Raw genomic sequence first — 22,147 nt, 5'->3', positions numbered from 1 at the left:
GTCTCATCGGTGGCAAACGCAGGAACGGCAAGCGGGCCGGGCACGCACCGGCGACGATCAACCACTTCGGTGACGGGCCAGGATCCGGACCGTTCACGGACAAAGCAGCCGACATCGCTGGCTGTTTTGAGCATTTAGGCAGGTCAGTCAGCATCCCAGCCCTGTACCACCAGCAGACGAAGAATCTCCTGGTCTTGGGCCTTGACCCAAGGCCGGGGCGCGAAGTCCCCCTCCGTAGCATCAGGACCGTAGCGACGGAAGGCTGATCGCCCCGATCAGGAATCATGCGGTGGATCCGGGTTCAGGGGCTGACCGAGCGCCAGATGTGGTCAGGCAGTGCACGGGCGGCTTCCTCCAGGTCGACGTCCCCTACGGTGAGCCAGCGGCGGACGACGCCGACGACCGGCCCCAGGACGAGGGACTCGACCACGGGGACGGACAGCGCGGCAAGGTCGCCGGATTCCCTGTGCGTGTGGATCCAGAGGGTAATCGGTGTCAGCCGGGCCTCCTGAGAGTCACGGATCTGTCCGGCGTGTGCCATGGCCTCACGATCCGCGGTGACGGAGTGCATGAGGCGGGCCGCTTCCGGATGGGCCTGCACGAAGTCGAGGTAGGACCGGACGACGGCCTGGATGCCGGAGCGGGCGTCGGTTGCCTGTTCCAGGGCTGTGGCCAGTGTGTCCAGAAGTTGACCCAGCGAGCGCAGTGCGAGCGCGGTGACCACGCCGTGGAGGCTGCCGAAGTGGTGGTAAATGCTTCCAGAGCTGACTCCGCTGGCATTGGTGATAGCGCCGACGGTGACGCCGGCTTCACCCGACGAGGCGTAGATGCGCAGTGCTGCGTCCAGCACCTGTTCGACCGTGGCTTCCCCGCGTTGTTGCTTCGGGCTCATCGAGCAGACGTCCTCGGGCTCGTAGCGGCGGATCCTCTTGGTCCTCGTAACGGACAGCGTAGAACATTATTTCTGGACTTTTTTCTAGAAAGTCTTCCAGTTCAAAAGGCCGGGCCTCCACACTGGGACGACGCACCAGATGCGAGCACGCCCGTGATCCGTGACGCGAAGTCAACGCGCTGGCGGGCGCGGCACAGGGTGTGATCGCGAGGGGCGGTACGCCTCCGCCGGACAGACACCTCGGACCGCAGCCGCACGGCTCCGCCGACGTGGCAGTGGAGCATCGACCAGATGAGGGAATGTCATGACTGAGCCGGGTCCCGTCGAAGGGCAGTCGCCTCCCGAGGGCCAGCCACCGTTAGGTGCGCCGTTCGTACCGCCACCGCCGACCCACCCACCGGCGCCGGCACGTCGTCCGTGGACACTGAGACTCCGGATGCTGACCGCACGTCAGCGCATGTTGCTCCTCGGCGGGGTCGGGGCTTTGGTCCTGGCGCTGGTGGCCGGACTGCTGACCTGGGTGAACTCCTCCTCCGAATCCGGCCCGCCCACGGCCGAGCGGAACCTGAAGCCATTCAAGGAGGCCGTCGACGACCTGGGCCAGGCCCCGGGCTTGCGATACCGGGACACGGCGATCGCCGGCATCACGGCACGGGACATCACCGTCACCGCCTCCGGAAGCCAGTTCGGTACCACGGGCTCGGGCAACAAGGAGCACGATCACGATGTCCTGCGGATCGGCAGGAAGGACTTCACCCGATGGCAGGTGGATCCGGCCCCCCACCAGGACGTCGAACCCGGCACGAAGAAACCCAGTGAATGGACGGTCGGGTTCTACGGCAACTCCGACATCCTGGACGAGGTACTCGACCACAGGCCGTCCCCGCCTGTACTGGCATTCCAACTGTCCAAGGCGCTGAAGGAACTGGGCGACGTACCACAGCCAGATTCCTCCAAGCAGCAGCGGCCCCTCACCGTGGACGGGACGCCCGCACGCGGAATCGACACCTCGGCGGGCCGCCTGCTCGTCACCGAGCAGAAGCCGTACCGGGTACTGCGCCTGGAGCCCTACGACCTGTCCGAGATGGCCGACAAGCTCCGGAACGGGGAGACTCCGACCGAAATTCCTCGGGTGACCACCGGGCCTTTGGCGGACGGTGACTCCGAAGGGATGGACCTGACTCCGATCGCCGCTGATGCCGTCGACACGATGTTCGACACCCTGGTGGAGTACGCCAAACAGCTCAAGGACGCGAGCGACCAAGGCATCAACTTCACGCTCGACGGCTCGGGGGACATGAACTGCGGCTCAGGGGGCTGCACCGCCAACCAGAAGTTCACCGGGGAGGTCACCAGCGGAGCGAAGACCCGCATCACCCAAGGCAAGGTCACCGCCATCATGAGCGCGACCTTCACCATCGGCGGGCAGCCCGCAGGAAAGTGCACCAGCAACCGCGGGACCTTCCCGGTCACCGGCAACAGCGTCTCCGGCAATCTGACCTGCTCCAACCCAGGTGTCGGCCCAGTCTACACCTCGGTCGCCGCGAAGTACAAGGCCGACGCCGAGGCCCAGTCCCGGGCCAGCGGCGGCCGGCCTGTCCGCTACAGCATTCCGCTCCGCGCCAACACCCTGATCGACGCCCGCGCCTTGGCCACGGTCGAGGTGAAGCAACTCGTCGAACGCGTGCAACGGGAACGGGACACCGCGGACTGCGCGAAGCCCCACAGCTTCCCACCCGGCACACAGGTCCTCCTCGCCGACGGAACCCACCGGGCTATCGAAGACATCCGGATCGGGGACCGGGTGACCGCCACCGACCCGGAACGCGGGCTCACCGTCGGACGGCCGGTTACCAACGTCATCACCACCGAGAATGACGAGGACTTCACGCGGCTCACCATCACCACCGGCCGAGGCCCCACCGCCATCACGGCGACCGGCAACCACCCGTTCTGGCTGACGGACGACAAGCGATGGGCGGACGCCGAGGATGTCCGGGTCGGCGACGAGCTGCGCAGCTCCACAGGCTCGCCCCTCCTGGTCACAGGGTTACTCGACCAGCACGGCCGGCAGCGTACACACGACCTCACCGTGGCCGACCTTCACACGTACTATGTGCTGGCGGGAGCTACGCCAGTTCTCGTTCACAATTCCACTCCGTGCGGTCCCGATTTGGATGCTCTTTCGCAGAGCGGGATGCGTCCGGCCAAGGGAAACACGACTCACGCGGGACGTGAATATCAGAAGCATATGAATCGCGGGGATCTTCCCGTGGTTCCAGGGAAGCAGTTGAAATCAGCCGGTCAGGATCTATTGGACGACATTCTGACCAATCCGAAAACCGTTGCGTCTCCGGTTAATTCTGGAAACTTTGCTGGCGGAACGCGGTATATCATGCCGGATCCGGCCGGCGGGCGCGGGATCGGGGCGACGTTTGACTCCAATGGCACGTTCCAGTACTTCGGACGGTATTAGGCATGTTGACAATTCAGCCATGGGCTGCTCGGGCGCATGACGGCGCCGACCTTGCTGCACTTCAAGGCGCTGTCGCAGGGAAGGCCGTGAGGGCGGTCCGCTACGTAGTGCCGCGGGGCGAAATCTGGCCTGAAGGCCACCGGGACGATCGCGCCCACGAAGTCGACATGGCCGTTGAGCTGATCATGGCCGGCGGAGCCGGGTTGGTTCTGTCCTGGGCGATGGACGGCGTCAACGAAGGCTTGGCCATTGAATTCAGGGATCCTGGAGAGTCGGATGTCGACTTGCATGGGGACGCTATCGATGTGAGTGATCATGTCGATTGGACTAGATTCCTTGGGGCGCCCATCGAAAGCATCACCCCCGCCTGGCACGTCCCCAACGAGGGATGTCCAGAAATGCCTTGGGCGTTTCGCTTTGAATTCTCCAACAAGTCGAGTCTAGTAATTGCACTGGGTGAGGCCGAGGTGGGCGGATTCACGTACTCACCCGATGCTCTCGTTGTAATTTTCGACAAGCGTCTTGCGGTTGCGTACAAGATTCCAGCGAGTGTCACTTCCTCGTACGGATAGGTCGAACCGGGGCATGGCATCTGGTGATCTCCGGAGGTTTTCAGTTCACGTTGCCTAATTTGCCGTAATTGTCAGGGCGCTTCACCGACGGCAGAGGCTGCCGGCAGGGCCTGCTCCACCCAAATGGTCTTGCCGGTGGCCGTGTAGCGCGTGCCCCACTGCTGCGCGATCTGGGCGACGATGAACAGGCCGCGGCCGCTCTCGTCGTCAGCCGCGGCGTGGCGCAGATGAGGTGAGGTGTGCCCGGTGTCGGCAACCTCGCAAATGAGGGTCTGGTCGCGGATGAGCCGGACGTGGATCGGCCCGGCGGCGTAGCGGATGGCGTTGGTGACCAACTCACTGACGATGAGTTCGGTGGTGAACGACAGCTCGTCCAATCCCCAAGCTCCGAGTTGCCCCGTGGCCATGGTGCGGGCGTTGCCGACCATCGCCGGCTCCGCGGCCAGTTCCCACACAGCCACCCGGTGATCGTCGAGCATCCGGGTGCGTACGAGGAGCAGTACCGCGTCGTCGTTCGCCGGTCCCGGCACCAGGGTCGCGACTGCGCGATCACAGAGTTCTTCCAAGGGACGCCGGGACCGGGCGAGGATATCGGCGAGCAGACCGAGTCCGACGTCGAGGTCGTCGGCGGCCGTCTGGACGAGGCCGTCGGTGAAGAGGGCGACAAGGCTGCCCCGCGGCAGCTGGAATTCCGCCGTCTCGTAGGGCAGACCCCCCAGTCCCAGCGGAGGGCCCGGCGGGAGCTCCGGGTAGGTGGCGACGCCACTGTCCGGCAGGACGACCGCAGCCAGCGCATGGCCGGCACGTGCCATGCCGCACTGTCCCGACACCGGGTCGTACACCGCGTACAGGCACGTCACCCCCAGGGCTTCGTCATCCCCGGGCCGCGCGCCGCCTGCGCCCTGAGCGGCTGCCTGCTCCTTGGCTGTCTGGCCGACCAGGTCGCCCAGGCGCGAGAGGAGTTCGTCCGGGGCGAGGTCCAGGCGGGCGAGGACGCGTACGCCGGTACGCAGGCGCCCCATGGTGGCGGCGGCGAGCAGCCCGTGACCGATCACCTCCCCGACGACCAGGCCGACACGCGTGCCCGACAGCGGGATGACGTCGAACCAGTCACCGCCTACCCCGGACCGGCTGTCGGCGGGCACGTAGCGGCTCGCCATCTCGACAGCGGTCCGCTGCGGCAGCCGGTGAGGCAGCAGGATGCGTTGAAGCCTGAGGGCCGCGGTGTGTTCGCGCGTGACGACCAGCATCAGCACGACGCCGAGCAGCAGGAATCCGAGGCCCACGACGGTCACCCCGCCCGTCTGCCCGATGAACGGCAGATCGATGGAGGTCTCACCGTAGTCGGGGTCGGCGTAGACGCCGAAGGCGGCGTAGCAGAAGAGGAAGAGCATCGTCAGCCCGCCCAGACCCGGCAGCAGGCCCTTGAACAGGAAGTCCCGGCGGCTGCGGGTGAGCACCTTGCGGAAGTACCAGACACAGGCGAAGCCGGTGAGGCCGTAGTAGAACGCGATCGCGAGGCCGACCGACCCGATGGAGTCGGCCAGGACGTTGCGGCTGAATGCCGTCAGGAGGACGAAGAAGCCGACGGAGGCCAGGCCCAGGCTGACGGTCGACCATGTCGGGGTGAGGTATCTGCGGTGTACGCGGGCGAATCGGGAGGGGATGGCCTTGTGCGCGGCCATGGAGAAGACGGTCCGGGCCATCGGGAGGATGGTGGTCTGGGTGGAGGCCGCCGCAGAGGTCAGCACCATGAGGATCAGCAGCTTGGAGAGGGCGGGCCCGAGGCCCTGGCTGCCGAAGACGGCATTACCCAGGCCCGAGAGCACGTCGCCCTCGTTTGCCTTGTTGCCCAGCCCGATTCCGGCGGAGCCGATTCCGGCGAAGGCCTGCGCCGAGGTGGCGACCAGGGCGTAGAGGACCAGCAGGAGCACAACGGAGATGACGGCGGCGCGCCCGGGGATGCGCGTGCTGTCCGCGGTCTCCTCGTTGACCGTGACGGCGGTGTCCCAGCCCCAGTAGATGAAGACGGCCGCGAGGATGCCCGAGGTCAGCGCTTCGGCCGATGGCACATGGAAGGGGTTGAACCAGGAGGCGGAGACATGGATCGCCGTCTCGGGGGAACCGGTGTACACCTTGGCCAGGGCGGTGACGGCGAACAGCGCCAGTACGGCCACCTCGATGAACAGAAGCCAGCACTGAACGGCAGCCGAGATCTTGATGCCGACGTAGCAGATCGCGGTCATCGCGGTGATCCAGACGACGCCCGCGATGGTGGTCCACACCCTGCTTTGGGTGAGTGAGTCGTAGCCCAGGAGCCGGAAACTGTAGATGCCGGCGATCTCGGCGAGGTTCGCCATGACGATGATGTCGGCGACGATGATGCCCCAGCCGCCCATCCAGCCGGCGCGCGGGCCGAAGGCACGGGTCGCCCAGGTGAAGGTGGTCCCGCAGTCGGCATTGCTCGCGTTGAGTTCCTTGTAGGCGTACGCGATCAGGAGCATCGGGACGAAGGCCAGCATCGTGATGACCGGGGCCTGCAGGCCGACGGCCGCCACGATGAGGCCGAGTGTGGCCGCGAGGCTGTACGCCGGGGCAGTGGACGCCAGGCCGATGGCAACGGAGGACCATGGTCCCAGGGCACCGGATTTGAGCCCTTTCCTACCCGCGCCTGAGCCGAGCGCGATCCGCGAGTCGGACGCAGCACGGCTACGGGAGAGCTTCACACCGGATGCCAACCTCCTCATTTGCCTTCCGATCACCATTTTCACCGCAGGTGACAAGGCCTGCCACGGGAGACCGGCTGGTTGATCTACGCCGCGGTCAACAGGACCAGTGGTACCGGACTGCCGAGCGTCCGGTCAGGCGGGACCGCGGCGCTGCCTCGGCGAGCGTTGCACCGTGCAGGAGGGCGGCCCGGTGGCCGCTGACCACGCGGGCAGGGCCACCGTGACGCCGGCCCGTTCATGGCGTGGGCTCCGGTGACACGCGCAGCCGCCTGCCGTCCGTCTGCCAAGCCCGCTCCGGCCTGCCAACCGTGCTGGGATACCGGCGGGGCGGGGGAAAATGGGGGTATCCGAGCTGCCAGGAGACCGGCGCAAGCGAAGGCGGGCAGGAGGTCCCGCGTCGGTTGGCAGGCCCTCCAGGATGGTGAAGCCGCCACGGCCTGCCTGCTCGGCCCAACCCTGGCGCACATGGTCGCCCTTGGGGAAGCGGTAGGAGTCGATCCGGGCCCCGTAGTGTTTGCCCCACTCGGCGGTAGAGGGACGCTGCACTGCGCGACAGTCATCGGCACCACGCCGCCCGGGTGCTGCGTGCCGAGCCCCCGTTCGGTCGCCCACCTCGCGCTTCCGTACTCGAAGGAGGTGCACCCGGTATGGATTCGGAACGTGCCGGCCGTTTGGTGTCGGCGCTTCGTGCACGTGGCGTGATGGCCCATCTCGTAGAGGCGGGCGTCTACGAGTTCGGGATCCGGGTCGTCCTCGACGAGGGGATCGAAGCGCTGTGGGACGTCGACGGGGCCTCGGGGCTCGACGCGGAGATCGTCAGCGACGGAGTGCTCATCGGCTTCGTACCTCATGTGTCCGGTTCAGAGAACTTCACCGAAGAGCAGCTCGTGGAGAGCATCGCCACGACGCAGTACTCGGCGGAAGGGCTCCGCCCGCCCAGCGACACGCCCGCCCCGACCCCGCCCCCGACCGGCGAGGCTGCGCCGTCGCCCGGTCCAGCGGTCACCCCGCCAGTCGCCCGCTACCAGCGCCGGGCACACTGGATCCGGCGAGGCAACAAGGACGGTCCCCGGCGCTGACCAGGCACCTGGCGCACCGCCCGACGCGCCCGCCTGCGACGCGGCGGGCCGCCGTCTCGTCACAGCGGAGCTCACACGTCCTCGACCGACGGCAGGGCGGGATGGCGCGAGGCGATCAGACCTGGCTGGTCGCACACGAAGCGGCCCGTCCCCGATTCGGCCCTTCCTGGATCGTGCCCGAGCAGGTGGCGGGTGACGATGGCTGGTGACAGCGCTGCGGGACGGGTTCGGCGGGTGGCATGAAGCATGGTGAGGGGCAGGACGCCGGGATCGCCGGTCGGCTGGACCGCAGGCTCTTCCTCGCCGTCGCAGCGGGCGGGGCGGTGGCCGGCGGCGTGGCGGTGACCGGTTGCCACTCGTCCGTGGCCGGGGGGACCGGCACCGGGTCCACCCCGCCCCGCGCCTCCCGCCGCACCGAGGAAGCGGACAGCGCTCGGGCCGCGGACTCCGACTGGCGTATCCGTTCGGTGGGCCCGCCCGGGGCCATCGAGGGCTATGCCGACAAGGTGAGCGTGGTGCCGGGTGAGGAGTTCGGCATGTACGTCTCCACCACCGCCCCCGCGTTCCGGGTCTCGGCCTACCGCGTCGGCTGGTACGACGGGGTGCAGGCACGGCTCATCTGGCGTTCGCACCGTGTTTCCGGGTCGGTCCAGGCCCGCCCCAGGCTGCTCCAGGTCACCCGGACCGTACGGGCGGACTGGCGACGCACACTCCGTGTCCGCACCAGTGGCTGGCCGGAGGGCGCGTATCTGCTCCGGCTGGACTCGGACAACGGCCACCAGCGCTATGTGCCACTGATCGTCCGCTCGGCGAGCGCGGCAGGCAGAATCGTGCTGATGCATGCCGTAGCAACATGGCAGGCGTACAACACGTGGGGCGGCTACAGCCTTTACCAGGGCGAGAACGGCGCATACAGCACGCGGTCGCTCGCTGTCAGTTTCGACCGCCCCTATGACGGCAATGGCGCCGAGAAGTTCATGGTTTACGAACGGGCGGCGGTGGTCCTGGCGGAGAGGCTGGGCATCCCGCTCGCCTACACCACAGGAACGGACATCCATCGCGACCCCGGCATTCTCGAGAACGCCGTCGGCGCTCTCTCACTGGGACATGACGAGTACTGGACGTCCCAGCAACGGGCTTACGTCACCCGGGCGCGCGACGCGGGCACCAACGTGGCCTTCCTCGGCGCCAACGCCTGCTTCCGCAGGGTCAGGCTGGAGCCGGACGCCACCGGCGCCGACCGCGTTGTCGTCTGTTACAAGACCGACTACCGCAACGACCCGTACCTCGCCGACCACCCAGACATGCCGACCAACGACTTCCGTCTGCCGCCCGGCGCCTCCCCCGAGTCGTCCCTGACCGGCGTCCTCTACGAGGGCTATCCGGTGGACGCCCCGTATGTCGTCCACCGGAGCGACCACTGGCTCTTCGAGGGGACGGGCGTGAAGCGAGGTGACTCCTTCGAGCACCTGGTCGGGGTGGAGTACGACCGGGTCACTCCGGACATGCCCACCCCGGCGCCGCTCGAGATCATCGCCCATTCCCCTCTCGTCTGCGAGGGCCGACACAGTTGTTCCGACTCCGCCTACTACACCGTGCCGAGCGGAGCGGGCATCTTCGCCTCCGGGACGATGCGGTGGGTCGAGGCTCTGATGGCGGGGACCCGTGAGAACGGACGCAACCACGGCATGGACGCCCGTACGGGGGCTTTCGTCACCCGCGCGACGGAGAATCTGCTCCACGCGTTCGCGGCCGGCCCGTGCGGCCGGAGCAGGCCCAAGCCCAGGGACAATGTGAGGGACGTATACGCGTCCGCACCACGCTGACGTCCTGATCCATCGCCCGGGTCACCGGCTCGCCCTCGCTCGGCGCGAGGGCGTCACCATCGGATTGAGCAGTGCGGCCTTGTCGGTGGCCGCCCGCTGCGGGCGGTCTTGTCGTTGGCCGCCCGCTGCGACAGCTTCGCCGGCATGTCCTCACCGAGCGATCCTGTCGCGCGCATCCCGTAAGTGGTCGAGTCGTCGCGGGGAGCCAGGCGGCCAATCGTTCCAATCCACTACTGGGCTCTGCACGCTGCGCCGACACGCGGTAGGACCGCTCAGCCCCGGCGGCCGTGTACCGGGCCGCCCCGGGGCTCGTCGTTGCTGTCGCGTCAGCTTTGGTCCCCGATCCTCGCGGTCCTGCTGACCCACTGGGACAGGGTGAGCTGTGTGGGTGCCACATGGCGGCGTTCGGCCTGGCCGTCCCTGGACGCCCCCTGGTGTCGGCCGGTGCTGTCGGCCAGGGCGTCGCGGAGCAGGGACAGGTGCACGGGCAGGGCTGCACGGAAGTCGTCCCCGTCCCGGCACGGGGGGCAGGTTGCCGGTCGTTCACTGATCGTGCGGTGCTTCTCGGATGCCGTGAGCATGGGAGGGGTCCTTCCTGTGCTGGGGTGCCGGTCGCGCGGTCATCGCGGCCGCGTAGGGGTGGTGAGCTGGGCCCAGTCGGTCGGCAGCAGGGCTGCCGGACCGGGCAGGACGAGATGGATGCCCACCGAGGCTGCAATGGTTCCGGCGGAACTGCGGACGATGGCGTCGAGGCGACGCCGAGCAGTCCGGCGGTGGCGAGATGGAGGGCGGTACCGAAGATCACACGGGTGATGCTGGGGGTGGAGAGTGTGTGGTCAGGTGATGCGAGGACGGGACCGTCCGGCCACCGAAGGGAGCGGTGACGCAGGCCGCGGTCGAGGATGCGAGCACGCGGTGTGATCGGCGCACGGTGTGCGGCTTGATCGGTTCGGCGTTGTATCGCTTGGTCGGGCAGTGGGCTTCGATCATGGCGAAACCTCCGTTCGCCTTCTCACCTTCGCCCAGGAACGGCCTCTCGCGCGTCGTCCCCCCGCAGCGATTCCCGGCTACCACGGCTGCGGTATCTGCCACGCCTGCCTACGACCGAACCGACATGCACATACCGCGCCGACGGTTACTCGGACGCCTGTGAACGCCCGGATTCCGTTGCTGGACTGACCAGGCCGCACTGATAGGCGATGACGACGAGCTGGGCCCGGTCACGAGCCGCCAGCTTGGTCATGGCCCGGTTGACGTGGGTCTTGGCAGTCAGCGGGCTCACGAACAAATGTTCTGCAATCTCGTCGTTCGACAGCCCCAGTGCCGCCAGCCCCACGACATCGCGTTCCCGCCGTGTCAGGCGCTCCAGCCGCTCGTGCACGCCCGCCGGGCACGGGTCCGGCTGCGCAAGAAAACGCTTGATCAGCGCACGCGTCGCGGACGGGGACAGCAGCGCCTCGCCGGCAGCGATCGTGCGGACGGCGTCGAGAAGCTCCTCGGGCCGGGCTCCCTTGCCGAGAAAGCCGCTCGCACCGGCGCGCAGAGCCTCGGCGACGTGCTCGTCGTCCTCGAAGGTGGTCAGGATGAGCACCTTCACCGCTGAGAGGTCCTCGGACTCACTGATGAGCCGTGTGGCGTCGAGGCCGTCCATCTCCGGCATGCGGATATCCATCAGGACCACATGCGGACGCTCTGCACGCGCCAGTTCCAGTGCCTCCTGCCCATTCGACGCCTCCCCCACCGTCTCCATGTCGTCCGTGGAGTCGAACAGCATCCTGAAGGTACCCCGCAGCAGGGCTTGGTCATCCGCAAGCAGTACGCGAATCGTCATGCCCGTCTCTCCTCGGTGGTTTGCCCATTACCAGGCCAGGACGTAGCGGCAGTACGGCCGTCACGGTGAAGCCGCCCTCCGGGCGCTCTCCCGCGTACAGCCAACCCCCGACCGTGGAAGCGCGCTCACGCATTCCGATCAGCCCGTGACCCGTCCCCGGATGGGCCACGTCCCCTCCGGTCCGCCCGTCGTCCTCAACGGTGATCGTCAGACGCTCAGGGCGGTAGTGCAGGAACAACCGGGCATGGTCGGCGTTGGCGTGCTTGTGCACGTTGGTCAGAGCCTCCTGCACGATGCGGTACGCGGCCAGGTCGACCGTCGGCGCCAGTGGTTCGGCGATGCCCCGCCGGGTATGGCTCACGGTCAGGCCGGCGCGTTCGAACGACGCCAGAAGCGCCGGTACGCGCGCAAGGCCCGGCATCGGATCACGCGGCGCCACCGGATCGCCGGACTGCCGCAGCAGCCCCACGGTCACCCGTAGTTCGTCCAGCGCGGACCGGCTGGTGTCCCGGATGTCCTCCAAAGCGGCCAGGATCTGTTCCGGTCGCCGTTCCACCAGATGGACGGCCACGCCTGCCTGAGCGTTGATCAAGGCGATGTGGTGCGCGACGATGTCGTGCAGCTCGCGCGCGATCCGCACCCGCTCGGCCGCCACCCGCTGCTGCGCCTCCTGCTCACGCGTGCGCTCCGCGTGCTCCGCCCGCTCCTCCACGGCCGCCACATAGGCGCGCCGTGAGCGCACCCCGTCCCCGACAGCAGCCGGCAGCGCCGTCCACGCCAGCATCGCCGCGTTGTCGGGGGCCAGCCATGAGTGCGGGTCGCACAGCACGGCGGCGCCCACCAGTACGACAGCCGAAAATGATGCCGCAGCCCAGGTGGCACGCCGGTCGGTCAGCGCGGCCACGTTGTAGACCGACACCAGGACCGGGCTGATCACCAGCGGGCTCTCCCGAATCCCGAGTACCTGAAAGGCCACCCCGCAGGCAACTGCCACGGCCAGTACGCCGAAAGGGTAACGGCGCCGCCACACCAACGCGGCGCAACCGACACCCGCCAGCACCACGATGGGCCACCGCAGGGAGAACTGGTGCCCGTGCCGTACGACCGACGCAGCCGCGACCGACAGCACGAACAGCAGCGCCACGCCCAGTGCCTCCATCACACCGATCCGGGGCCGCGCCCCCCGTTTCATACCGCTGATCACCGCCATGTCACCACGGTAGGGTGGACGGCCGCATCGGGCATCGTGTGGCGTGACGGGGGTGCCCCGGCCCTCGGCGTCCGCCCGTTCGCGGAGCTTTGGGCGGCGAACGGCAAATCCACGGTGTGCTGTACGACCTCCGACTCCATTGCCTCAAGGACGAACCGGCCCGGGTCGGTTCCGCCGCCAGAGCGGCGGGGCACTTCGCTCCAGAGGTGGCGTGGCCCGCCTTCGGGACCACGCGCCCGATTTTGCATGATCATGCGAGATTATGCATACTCTTCCTATATCTAAGGTCCTCACCTCCCTTCCCGCCGGCGAGCGCGTCGGCATCGCCTTCTCGGGCGGCCTCGACACCTCGGTCGCGGTCGCGTGGATGCGCGACAAGGGCGCCATCCCATGCACCTACACCGCCGACATCGGCCAGTACGACGAGCCCGACATCGCCTCGGTGCCGGGCCGCGCGAAGACCTACGGTGCTGAGATCGCACGCCTGGTCGACTGCCGCGCGGCGCTGGTCGAGGAGGGGCTGGCCGCCCTCACCTGCGGGGCGTTCCACATCCGCTCGGGCGGGCGTGCCTACTTCAACACCACACCGCTCGGCCGCGCCGTCACGGGCACTCTCCTGGTCCGGGCGATGCTCGAGGACAACGTACAGATCTGGGGCGACGGCTCGACCTTCAAGGGCAACGACATCGAGCGGTTCTACCGGTACGGCCTGCTCGCCAACCCGCACCTTCGCATCTACAAGCCGTGGCTCGACGCGGACTTCGTGACCGAGCTCGGTGGCCGCAAGGAAATGTCGGAGTGGCTGCTCGCCCACGACCTCCCGTACCGCGACAGCACCGAGAAGGCCTACTCCACCGACGCCAACATCTGGGGCGCCACCCACGAGGCCAAGACCCTGGAGCACCTCGACACCGGCGTCGAGACCGTGGAGCCGATCATGGGCGTGCGGTTCTGGGACCTCTCGGTCGAGATCGCCACCGAGGACGTGACGATCGGCTTCGACCAGGGCCGCCCGGTGACGATCAACGGCAAGGAGTTCGCCTCCCCCGTCGACCTGGTGATGGAGGCGAATGCCATCGGCGGCCGCCACGGCATGGGCATGTCCGACCAGATCGAGAACCGGATCATCGAGGCCAAGAGCCGCGGCATCTACGAGGCGCCCGGCATGGCCCTGCTGCACGCGGCGTACGAGCGTCTGGTCAACGCGATCCACAACGAGGACACGCTCGCCCAGTACCACAACGAGGGGCGGCGCCTCGGCCGGCTGATGTACGAGGGCCGCTGGCTGGACCCGCAGGCGCTGATGGTGCGCGAGTCGCTGCAGCGCTGGGTCGGCGCGGCCGTCACCGGCGAGGTGGCGCTGCGGCTGCGGCGCGGCGAGGACTACTCCGTCCTCGACACCACAGGCCCGGCGTTCAGCTACCACCCGGACAAGCTGTCCATGGAGCGCACCGAGGACTCGGCGTTCGGCCCGGTGGACCGGATCGGCCAGCTCACCATGCGCAACCTCGACATCGCCGACTCGCGCGCCAAGCTGGAGCAGTACGCCGGGCTCGGCCTGATCGGCACTGCCAATCCCGCCATCGGTGCCGCCCAGGCGGCCGCGACCGGACTGATCGGCGCCATGCCGGAGGGCGGCGCCGAGGCCATCGCCTCCCGCGGCGAGGTCTCCGGTGACGACGAGATGCTGGACCGCGCCGCGATGGAGTTCGGCACGGACTGACCAGCCCCGTCGAGCAGAACGCTCGGCACCCCGAGGGGATGCACCACGGGAAAGGCCGGCTCGACGCCAACGGCGCCGAGCCGGCCTTTCCCGTCACCCGGGGCCTGTGGTCAGGAGGAGTCGGAGGCGCCGTCGCACCGATGTCGTCCGGGTCTTCCCCAACCCGCCCGCCCCGAGCAACTGACCACCGCCGTGCTCTGCACAATGCACGAGCGGCATCATTCTGCTGCTGCCGTTCCTCCTCGACGACCGCCACCGCTGGTCGTCCGCCATCCTTCACGCTCTGTCCCTCAGTGCGTGGGAACGCCTGGTGCAGATGGGTGGTCCCTTCGGATCGGCACCCTGCCCGGCGACCGTCAGCGGGTCGTGGATCGTGTACGCGGCCTGGTCCCGCACCGCAGCACTCATCGCCATGGCCGCCGCCCACGGTCGCGATCTGTGAGCCCGCGAGCCCCACGCCACCGGCTTCGAGGCCCGCAAGGACGCCTGGGCTCTGGATGCCTGGATGCACACGGGATCGTGGCAGCAGTCGCTCGGCACGTTTACCAGGGACCTCCGGTGCCGGCCTTCGCAGGGAACGTCGACTCCGCGCAAGGAGAAGGCCGGTGAGACCTCGAAGGAAGTCGCGGCCCGTCCTGGCGCTCCGGCCGATGACGACGACCGTGTCGCCCCGGCCGAGACACACCTCGGCATGAGCCTCACCGATGCCATCGGCGCCGCGGCCTGTCAGCGGTTTCGCGGGCTGCCCTGCGCGTGACGAGGGACCGCAGGTGGAGGTACCTCGGTGGGGTCGTACAGAGGACGGACGACGATGTCGCCCCTCGCACGTCCGGCGACGGTCGTCGCCTCGGCGTGGTCACGGGCCGCCTGCTTCAACGCGTCGGCCACCACCCGGGCAGCCGCGGCGGTGCCGCCGGGACCGGTGCGACAGAGCGTCCGCGTGATCTGACTGCCGGTGACGGGCAGCGTCGTCACTGTCACCTGCTCCAGCTGGGCCGCGAGATACGCGGGCAGGACCGCGGCACCGACCTGCCCGGCCAGCAGCGCCTGGACGGCCATCATGTGGTCGGCCAGGTGCTCGACGGACGGCACGACCCCGTGGGCGCTCGCCAACCGGGCGAAGGCACGACCGCGAGCGGAGTGCGCAGGGGCGCTGATCCACGGACGGCCGGAGAGTTCGGCGGCGGCGGTCGGCACGTCCCAGGTGGCCGGGACGACCACGCGGTAGTCGTCCTCGCTCAGCACCTGTGCCCGAACCGAGGGTGGCAGCGGCATCGCGGTGTCCCGGTCGTCGGTGATGACCAGGACGTCCAACTCGCCCAGCCGCAGCTGCCGCAGGCCGTCCGACAGCCCGGCCTCCACGAACCTCGGCTCGACCCGCGGGTGCAATCGGGTAAGCAGCCGCAGCGCCCGGACCGCGATCCGGGCAAGCACCCACGACGTCGCCCCGATCGCCACCGGCCCCTGAATGACCTGTTGGTTCACGGAACCCAACTGCTGTACGGCGAGGGCGAGTTCCTTGCCTATGCGGTCGCCGGTGGCGGCGAGCAGCCGACCGGCTGCTGTGAGTTCCAGTCGTGCGCCCGAACGGTCGACCAGGGGCAGGCCCACTTCTCGTTCCAGATTTGCCAGTTGCTGCGAAACCGCCGAACGCGTATGGCCGAGCACGCGCGCCGCCGGAGCGAGGCCGCCGCTCTGCGCGATCGCGCTCAGGACCAGCAGGCGCCTGGGGTCGAGGTCCATGCGCGCCGCCCTCCTCCGCGTCAGGGGAAATCGTGCCACGGACTGTACCGACGCACCGCCAGTTCTCCTGTCGAGGGGGGGTAAGCACCGCTGTGCAACGGGGCTGCCTCGCGGCCGTGCAGCTGCCAGACTTGCCAACACCCCGAGGGCTTCGGCCGGCACCCGCCCTGGCACAGGCATGCCCGAAGCCCGGTCATGTCCCGTTCACAAGGAGGCCGCACGTGGCCAGTTCCGTTCCAAAGCGCGTCCGAACGTCGTCCGCCCCGCGTCCCGGTCAGTCCACTGTCGCGCTCGCCGTGGTCTGCGCCCTGCTGGGGCTGCCCCTGGTGTCGGCCTGCGGCCCTTCCACCGGCTCGGCCAACGGCCCTGTCGTATCCGCAGCTCAGAGCGGTGCCGCTGACCCGGCAACAGCAGGGAGCGGCGGTACCACCACTCAGGGCGGTGCCTCTGACCCGGCCGCAATCGGGAGCGCGTCCGGGGGCGGGGCCTCTGACGGCGGCACCTCGTGGGTACTCGGCGCCCCGCAGGTCGCGGCCGGCTATCCGCAGGGCCGGCCACCGGCGGACATGGTGCAGAGGTTCAACACCGATACCCGGCAGAACGCCGCGCGTCTCGGCGTGTCCGGCACACCGGTACACGCCTACTACGACGACCGGGCGGACGGCGCGTGGATCTTCTACACCGGGGTCACCGGCAGCGGCTTCGACCCCGACCATCTGCACGACATCCTCTACCAGCTCCCGGCGGTCAACGACGATGGCGCCGGTGACCGGACCACCACCAGCGCCATCGATGCCAAGCCCGGCCCGCACGGCGGCCGGGCGATCTGCAACACCGTCCTGGTCCGGACCGACATGCTCGCCACAGCGGTCTCCACGTGCTCCTGGTTCACCCCGACCACCGCCGCCGGCATCACCCTCGTCTCAAAGGCCGACGGCACCAGCACCAAGCTCGGCTTCACCGCCGTGGATGTCGCCCCGATCATGCGGGCGATCCGCGCCGAGGTCGAGATCCCGCGGCAGTAGTGCCGATCAGCTCTGATCAGCGCACCGCGTTGGACGCCCGGCCCGGCATGCGCCCAAGTGCCTCGACGCCGGCTTCGATGTCTGTGCCGTGTCTCTCGCCGCGCATCGGCTCGGGTCGCGGTCCCGGCATGACCGAACGGGGCCACCCTCACATCAGCGCGTGACGATTCCGACGACAAGGTTGATGGTGGTGGCCAGGATGCTGGCGCCGAAGACATAGGACAGCAGGCAGTGCCGGAGGGCGACCGCGCGAATCGTGGAACTGGAGACGTCGGTGTCGGAGACCTGATAGGTCATTCCGAGGTTGTAACTGAAGTAGAGGAAGTCGCTGTACTGCGGCGGGTCGTTGGAATTGAAGTCGATCCCGCCTTCGGGTGTCAGGTAATAAAGGAACGCGTAGCGGGCGGCGTACATCAGGTGGAGTGCCGCCCAGGCCATGAACACGCCACAGAGTGCCGTCGCGGCCGCGGCGTGGCTCAGCTCCGAGTCGCCGACCAGGAGCAGCGCCACGATGCCGACCAGTCCGCACAGGGCGGCCGCGACGATGACGAGTTCTTCGGTGACGGGCCGGAACTCCTCGCGTCGGACGTTGTGATGGGTGGTGGCGGCGTCCATGGGCCACAGGACGATCCAGCCTGCCACGACGAAGATCGTCTCCGCCACGGCGATTCCGGCGAGAATTCCAAGCGGTGTGTTGGTCAGTACACCGACGACTGCGCCGATCACCGCGCCGACGACCACCGAGCCGGCCAGTCGAGGAACGGCGGAAAGTGCCAACCAGTGGTTCATGGGCCTCAAGATCGACCGCCTCGATAACTCGGTGAAGGGTCTCAGGCTGGTCGCGCGACTCGGCGGGCAGGCTCGGCACCGGCAGTCGTCGGGGGAACGGAAAGCCACCGAGCAAGTCAGACCTGCCAGTTCCTGGAGCCCCTCCCTCACGGTGGCCTCACCGACGGGGGTCACCGTGGCCACCAGGAACACAGCCGTCCTCGAGGGCGGCTGTGACGACGGGCTGGGCCACGGCCATGCGACTCCCGTCGAACAATGAGGAGCACAGTGGATAGACAGGACGGGGCCAGAGTATCCGCGTGTGAACCAGGGCGCAGCCCGACAATACGACGACGCACCCTTGCGGAGGATCTCCTCAGGCCGCATCACACCTCACCGGGCCGGGATTCCGGCGTGCGGAACAACGCGCCCCGTCACAGGTGCGGCAGCGGCCGCGAGAGTCGGGTGGCGTGCATTGATCAACGGGCATAGCCTGCCCGGAAATGTCATCTCGTCACCTCATGCCCGAATGGTGGAAGGGTTGAGACTCTTGAGCGCCAATGCCCGCCGCGGCGTCGTCGGCCTCACGCAACTCCACCACGGCTGCTGCCAGGTGCGTCCGGACGATCGGGAATGACGGCTCCGAGTGGTCGTCCAACGCATGCTCCGCGCGCTCGGACGCCTCCGTGCATGCGGCCAAGGCGCGCTCTGCCCGGACTGCGGCGTGGTCATGGACCACCAAAAGCGCACAGCCCAGCCCGATAACGATCCCGAGAGCGCTGCTCAGCGCCTCTCAATGCTTGAGGTTGACCATCTTCTCGGGGTCGACGATGCGGTCGAAGTCATCTGCGGTGATGTAGCCGGTGGCGAGGGCGGCTTCGCGCAGCGTGGTCCCCTCGTCGTCCGCCTTGTGTGCGATCTGGCTGGCCTTGTCGTACCCGATCACCGGCGAGAGCCCGGTGACGAGCATCAGGGAGCGGGAGACGTAGTCGTCGATCTGCGGGCGATTCACTTCGGTGCCTTCGATGCAGTAGGTGCGCAACTTCTCGCCGGCGTCACCGAGAATGCGAGCGGAGTGCAGGAAGTTGTTGATGATGACGGGCCGCATGGCGTTGAGTTCGAAGTTGCCCTGGGTGCCGGCGAACGCGACGGCGCCGTCCTCGGCCAGGACTTGGATGCAGACCATGACCATCGCCTCGCACTGGGTCGGGTTGACCTTGCCGGGCATGATGGAGCTGCCCGGCTCATTGGCAGGAAGGGCGAGTTCACCGACGCCGCAGCGAGGGCCGGAGGCCAGCCAGCGTATGTCGTTGGCTATCTTCATCAGCGGCACGGCGAGCGCCCTCAGTCCGGCGGAGGCCGCCACCATGGCATCCAGACTGCCTTGGGCAGCAAAGGAGTTGGAGGCCGTGCGGAACGGATAGTCGGTCAGCTGTGCGATCTCCTGTGCCACCTGGGCGCCGAAACCCTCGGGGGCGTTGAGACCGGTGCCGACCGCGGTCCCCCCGACGGCCAGCTCGTACAGGCCCGGCAGGGTGGCCTCGATGCGGTCGATGGCGTCGGAGATCTGGGCGGCGTAGCCGGACCACTCCTGGCCTACGGACAGCGGGACGGCGTCCTCCAAGTGAGTACGCCCGATCTTGACGATGTCCCACCACGCTTGGGACTTGGCGTCCACAGCATGTTGAAGGTCCCTCACCTTCGGTAGCAGGTGCTCGTGGACCTGGCGGACGGCAGCGATGTGCATCGCGGTGGGGAAGGTGTCGTTGGAAGACTGGCCCATGTTGACGTGGTCGTTGGGGTGGACCGGCGTCTTGGACCCCAGCGTGCCGCCGACCAGCTGGACAGCCCGGTTACTGATGACCTCGTTGACGTTCATGTTGCTCTGCGTGCCGGACCCGGTCTGCCACACGTACAGCGGGAAGTGGTCGTCCAGGGCGCCGGAGATCACCTCGTCGGCGACACGGGCGATCAGGTCGGCCTTCCAGCCGGGCAGGCGGTCCTCGCGCCCGTTGACGAGCGCGGCGGCCTTCTTGACGTAGCCGTAGGCGTGGTAGACGGCCTTGGGCATGCGGTCGTCCCCGATGGAGAAGTGGATCAGGGACCGCTGCGTCTGGGCACCCCAGTACCGATCGGCGGGCACCTCGATGGCTCCCATCGAGTCCGTTTCGCGGCGGGTGCCGGTGGCGTCGATGCCGATCGGGACGGCCCGCACCTTCGGTGGCTGCTCGACGGCGGCGTGCTGGTGCCCGGAGGTCATTGCAACGCCTCCTTCTCGGACAGCGGTGCATAGACCGGCTGCCACATGGCGTCCTGCACGGCCTGGACCAGATCGGCCGGCTGACGGGTGGCGACCTTGTCCTGGACGGCCGCCCGGACTACCGCCACCGCTACCGTCGCCGAGGAAGCGCGCAGGTTCGCCACCGGCGGCAGCAGCGGCGCGCCGGGGGCCCTGGCGTCGACCTGCCCGGCAACCGCCTCCGCGGCAGCGAGCAGCATCCCGGCGGTGAGCCGTGCCGCCCCGGCAACGACGGTGCCCAGACCCAGGCCGGGGTAGAGCAACGCGTTGTTGGCCTGACCGATGACATGGCGTACTCCGTCGTATTCGACGGGGTCGACCGGGATGCCCGTCGCCGTCAGGACCTTGCCGTCGGTCCAGGCCAGCAGGTCGGCCGGCATGGCCTCGATCTTCTCCGTGGGGTTGGACAGCGGGAAGATGACCGGCCGGTCGACGTGCTCGGCCATCGCGGTGACGACCTCCTTGTCGAAGGCGCCCGGCGAGGTCGAGGTGCCGATCAGCATGGTCGGATGGACGTGCCGGACGGTCGCCGTCAGGTCGATCTTCCCGTCCGCCCATCCCTGCACCTCCGCGGCGGGGCGGGCGTAGGGTGCCTGATAGTCGCGCAGGTCCGGCATCCCTTCGACCAACAGCCCCTGCTTGTCGACCAGCCATACCCGACAGGTGGCCTCCTCGGGGTCCAGTCCGTCACGGACCATCGCATCACGCAGCTGGTCGGCAATGCCCACCCCGGCCGTACCGGCGCCGAACACCACGACACGCTGGTCGCGGAAGGGCTCGCCGGTGATCTTCAAGGCCGACACCGCGGCAGCAAGGGTGATCGCCCCGGTGCCCTGCATGTCGTCGTTGAACATCCGATAGCGCTCCCCGTACGTTTCGAGGATGCGGCGGGCATTGCCCGGCCCGAAGTCCTCGAAATGCAGCAGCGCGTTCGGATACAGATCCGAGACGGTCTCCAAGTAACTCTTGATGAACGCGTCGTACTGCTCCCCGCGTACCCGGCTGTGGCGCACGCCCAGATAGAGGGGATCGTTCAACAGGTTCTCATTGTCGGTGCCGACATCCATGACCACCGGCAGACAACGGGCCGGCTGCAGGCCGGCCGCGGCAGTGTAAACGGCGAGCTTGCCCACCGAGATCTGGATGCCTTGCACTCCCCAGTCGCCGATGCCCAGAATCTCCTCGGCGTCGGTGACCACCACCAGGTCGACCTCGTCCCGGTGAAGCTGAAGTGCCTCGAACGAGCAGCGCACATCCTGCGGCCGGTCGATGGACAAGAAAACCCCACGCGGGCGCCGGTACTCGTGGCTGTACCGCTTGATCGCCTCTCCCACGGTCGGGTCGTAGACGATCGGCAGCAGCTCGGCGAGGTGATCTTGCAGCAGCCGGTAGTACAACACCTCATTGCGGTCGTGCAACTGCTCGAGGTTGATGAACTTCGCCAGCGCGGTCGGCTCCTGCTGCAACTGCTCGTAAGCACGGACTGCCTGCTGGTCGAGGGTGAGCACGGCGTCGGGCAGCCGGCCCACCAGCCCGAGGCGCTCCCGCTCCTCGGCCGTGAAAGCGCTACCGTGATCGGCCAGCGGCTCCGACAGGACGGGGGGCATATATATGGGCATGGGCACTCCTCCATGGGCATGACTCCACCGGTTGCGGGCCCGCTCCCCCATTTTCGACCCGCTGCCCAAGCGTCGCTACCGCGGAAGGCCGCACTGCCTCCGCCCCTTCAATCTTGCGCTTTCGCGCGACCAGCGGCGGCGGGGCCCTACGTCCGGCGCCCAAACCCGGTGCCGGCTCTATCGAGCAGAAGTGGGATACCCCCGTTCGACCGCGGCGAGGCCAACCTGGTCCTCCAACTGATCTCGAAACGACGGGAAGGGCTCGATCGTCCTGACCCAGACCTCCGGAGAATGGGGCCAGGCCTTCGGCGACGCGGTTGAGGGAGCCCCGAAAGCCGGCCGAGCTCGGGCATGT

General features: G+C 68.2%; 15 protein-coding genes. 6 read left to right on the top strand and 9 right to left on the bottom strand.

The window, feature by feature from the left end:
- Nucleotides 1-301: 301 nt before the first annotated feature.
- Nucleotides 302-892, bottom strand: coding sequence for a TetR/AcrR family transcriptional regulator (locus ACIPEK_RS22350; protein WP_401998742.1), 591 nt, complete (start codon nucleotides 890-892; stop codon nucleotides 302-304).
- Between the two features lie 436 nt (nucleotides 893-1,328).
- Here ACIPEK_RS22350 and ACIPEK_RS22345 point away from each other — a divergent pair, with 436 nt between their 5' ends.
- Together ACIPEK_RS22345 and ACIPEK_RS22340 are read left to right on the top strand one after the other, a co-directional pair.
- A complete protein-coding gene (locus tag ACIPEK_RS22345; protein WP_401998739.1) occupies nucleotides 1,329-3,368 on the top strand; it encodes a polymorphic toxin-type HINT domain-containing protein in 2,040 nt (679 codons plus the stop codon).
- Between the two features lie 2 nt (nucleotides 3,369-3,370).
- The gene (locus ACIPEK_RS22340; RefSeq protein WP_401998736.1) at nucleotides 3,371-3,940 is read left to right on the top strand and encodes a hypothetical protein; all 570 of its coding nucleotides are present in this window, start codon (nucleotides 3,371-3,373) and stop codon (nucleotides 3,938-3,940) included.
- Nucleotides 3,941-4,011: 71 nt separating this feature from the next.
- Here ACIPEK_RS22340 and ACIPEK_RS22335 read toward each other — a convergent pair whose 3' ends face one another.
- The gene (locus ACIPEK_RS22335; protein ID WP_401998733.1) at nucleotides 4,012-6,666 is read right to left on the bottom strand and encodes a SpoIIE family protein phosphatase; all 2,655 of its coding nucleotides are present in this window, start codon (nucleotides 6,664-6,666) and stop codon (nucleotides 4,012-4,014) included.
- A gap of 650 nt (nucleotides 6,667-7,316) precedes the next feature.
- Between ACIPEK_RS22335 and ACIPEK_RS22330 the strand changes: the two genes are divergently transcribed.
- Together ACIPEK_RS22330 and ACIPEK_RS22325 are read left to right on the top strand one after the other, a co-directional pair.
- Complete coding sequence (locus ACIPEK_RS22330; RefSeq protein ID WP_401998730.1) at nucleotides 7,317-7,748, top strand: hypothetical protein; 432 nt, start codon at nucleotides 7,317-7,319, stop codon at nucleotides 7,746-7,748.
- Nucleotides 7,749-7,987: 239 nt separating this feature from the next.
- Nucleotides 7,988-9,574 (top strand): N,N-dimethylformamidase beta subunit family domain-containing protein, encoded by a 1,587-nt coding sequence (locus ACIPEK_RS22325; protein ID WP_401998727.1) that lies wholly within the window; start codon nucleotides 7,988-7,990, stop codon nucleotides 9,572-9,574.
- 326 nt (nucleotides 9,575-9,900) lie between these two features.
- On the opposite strand, the gene ACIPEK_RS22320 is transcribed toward ACIPEK_RS22325, so the two are convergent.
- From ACIPEK_RS22320 to ACIPEK_RS22310, 3 genes are all read right to left on the bottom strand, one after another.
- Complete coding sequence (locus ACIPEK_RS22320; protein WP_401998725.1) at nucleotides 9,901-10,155, bottom strand: hypothetical protein; 255 nt, start codon at nucleotides 10,153-10,155, stop codon at nucleotides 9,901-9,903.
- Between the two features lie 554 nt (nucleotides 10,156-10,709).
- Nucleotides 10,710-11,405 carry a response regulator gene (locus ACIPEK_RS22315; protein WP_401998722.1) on the bottom strand — a complete coding sequence of 232 codons (696 nt, stop codon included), beginning with the start codon at nucleotides 11,403-11,405 and terminating at the stop codon, nucleotides 10,710-10,712.
- Entirely contained in the window at nucleotides 11,377-12,615 is a 1,239-nt protein-coding gene (locus ACIPEK_RS22310) for a sensor histidine kinase (protein ID WP_383079366.1), read from the bottom strand. The genes ACIPEK_RS22315 and ACIPEK_RS22310 overlap by 29 nt, the downstream gene beginning before the upstream one ends.
- Before the next feature lie 277 nt (nucleotides 12,616-12,892).
- Between ACIPEK_RS22310 and argG the strand changes: the two genes are divergently transcribed.
- Entirely contained in the window at nucleotides 12,893-14,338 is a 1,446-nt protein-coding gene (gene argG / locus ACIPEK_RS22305; protein ID WP_401999073.1) for an argininosuccinate synthase, read from the top strand.
- Nucleotides 14,339-15,064: 726 nt separating this feature from the next.
- Here the strand turns inward: argG and ACIPEK_RS22300 are convergent.
- A complete protein-coding gene (locus ACIPEK_RS22300) occupies nucleotides 15,065-16,081 on the bottom strand; it encodes a LysR family transcriptional regulator (protein WP_401998719.1) in 1,017 nt (338 codons plus the stop codon).
- A 221-nt stretch (nucleotides 16,082-16,302) separates the two neighbouring features.
- Here ACIPEK_RS22300 and ACIPEK_RS22295 point away from each other — a divergent pair, with 221 nt between their 5' ends.
- Nucleotides 16,303-17,106 carry a hypothetical protein gene (locus tag ACIPEK_RS22295; RefSeq protein WP_401998716.1) on the top strand — a complete coding sequence of 268 codons (804 nt, stop codon included), beginning with the start codon at nucleotides 16,303-16,305 and terminating at the stop codon, nucleotides 17,104-17,106.
- A 153-nt stretch (nucleotides 17,107-17,259) separates the two neighbouring features.
- Here the strand turns inward: ACIPEK_RS22295 and ACIPEK_RS22290 are convergent, their stop codons facing one another.
- The 3 genes from ACIPEK_RS22290 to ACIPEK_RS22280 form a co-directional block, all read right to left on the bottom strand.
- The gene (locus ACIPEK_RS22290; RefSeq protein ID WP_401998713.1) at nucleotides 17,260-17,895 is read right to left on the bottom strand and encodes a DUF1345 domain-containing protein; all 636 of its coding nucleotides are present in this window, start codon (nucleotides 17,893-17,895) and stop codon (nucleotides 17,260-17,262) included.
- A 772-nt stretch (nucleotides 17,896-18,667) separates the two neighbouring features.
- The gene (gene fumC, locus ACIPEK_RS22285; RefSeq protein WP_401998710.1) at nucleotides 18,668-20,134 is read right to left on the bottom strand and encodes a class II fumarate hydratase; all 1,467 of its coding nucleotides are present in this window, start codon (nucleotides 20,132-20,134) and stop codon (nucleotides 18,668-18,670) included.
- Nucleotides 20,131-21,792, bottom strand: coding sequence for an NAD-dependent malic enzyme (locus ACIPEK_RS22280; RefSeq protein WP_401998707.1), 1,662 nt, complete (start codon nucleotides 21,790-21,792; stop codon nucleotides 20,131-20,133). The genes fumC and ACIPEK_RS22280 overlap by 4 nt, the downstream gene beginning before the upstream one ends.
- Nucleotides 21,793-22,147: the final 355 nt, after the last annotated feature.

Origin of the sequence: Streptomyces sp. NPDC088246 (assembly GCF_044741025.1) — a bacterium.
Lineage (GTDB): Bacteria > Actinomycetota > Actinomycetes > Streptomycetales > Streptomycetaceae > Streptomyces.
Note: the sequence above shows the minus strand (reverse complement) of the source record. Positions and strands in the feature narration are given on the sequence as shown.

Excerpts from the sequence above, each read along its gene's own strand:
- ACIPEK_RS22350 (WP_401998742.1), bottom strand. The coding sequence starts at position 892 with ATGAGCCCGAAGCAACAACGCGGGGAAGCCACGGTCGAACAGGTGCTG.
- ACIPEK_RS22345 (WP_401998739.1), top strand. The coding sequence starts at position 1,329 with ATGCTGACCGCACGTCAGCGCATGTTGCTCCTCGGCGGGGTCGGGGCT.
- ACIPEK_RS22340 (WP_401998736.1), top strand. The coding sequence starts at position 3,371 with ATGTTGACAATTCAGCCATGGGCTGCTCGGGCGCATGACGGCGCCGAC.
- ACIPEK_RS22330 (WP_401998730.1), top strand. The coding sequence starts at position 7,317 with ATGGATTCGGAACGTGCCGGCCGTTTGGTGTCGGCGCTTCGTGCACGT.
- ACIPEK_RS22325 (WP_401998727.1), top strand. The coding sequence starts at position 7,988 with ATGAAGCATGGTGAGGGGCAGGACGCCGGGATCGCCGGTCGGCTGGAC.
- ACIPEK_RS22320 (WP_401998725.1), bottom strand. The coding sequence starts at position 10,155 with ATGCTCACGGCATCCGAGAAGCACCGCACGATCAGTGAACGACCGGCA.
- ACIPEK_RS22315 (WP_401998722.1), bottom strand. The coding sequence starts at position 11,405 with ATGACGATTCGCGTACTGCTTGCGGATGACCAAGCCCTGCTGCGGGGT.
- ACIPEK_RS22310 (WP_383079366.1), bottom strand. The coding sequence starts at position 12,615 with ATGGCGGTGATCAGCGGTATGAAACGGGGGGCGCGGCCCCGGATCGGT.
- ACIPEK_RS22300 (WP_401998719.1), bottom strand. The coding sequence starts at position 16,081 with ATGGACCTCGACCCCAGGCGCCTGCTGGTCCTGAGCGCGATCGCGCAG.
- ACIPEK_RS22290 (WP_401998713.1), bottom strand. The coding sequence starts at position 17,895 with ATGAACCACTGGTTGGCACTTTCCGCCGTTCCTCGACTGGCCGGCTCG.
- fumC (WP_401998710.1), bottom strand. The coding sequence starts at position 20,134 with ATGACCTCCGGGCACCAGCACGCCGCCGTCGAGCAGCCACCGAAGGTG.
- ACIPEK_RS22280 (WP_401998707.1), bottom strand. The coding sequence starts at position 21,792 with ATGCCCATATATATGCCCCCCGTCCTGTCGGAGCCGCTGGCCGATCAC.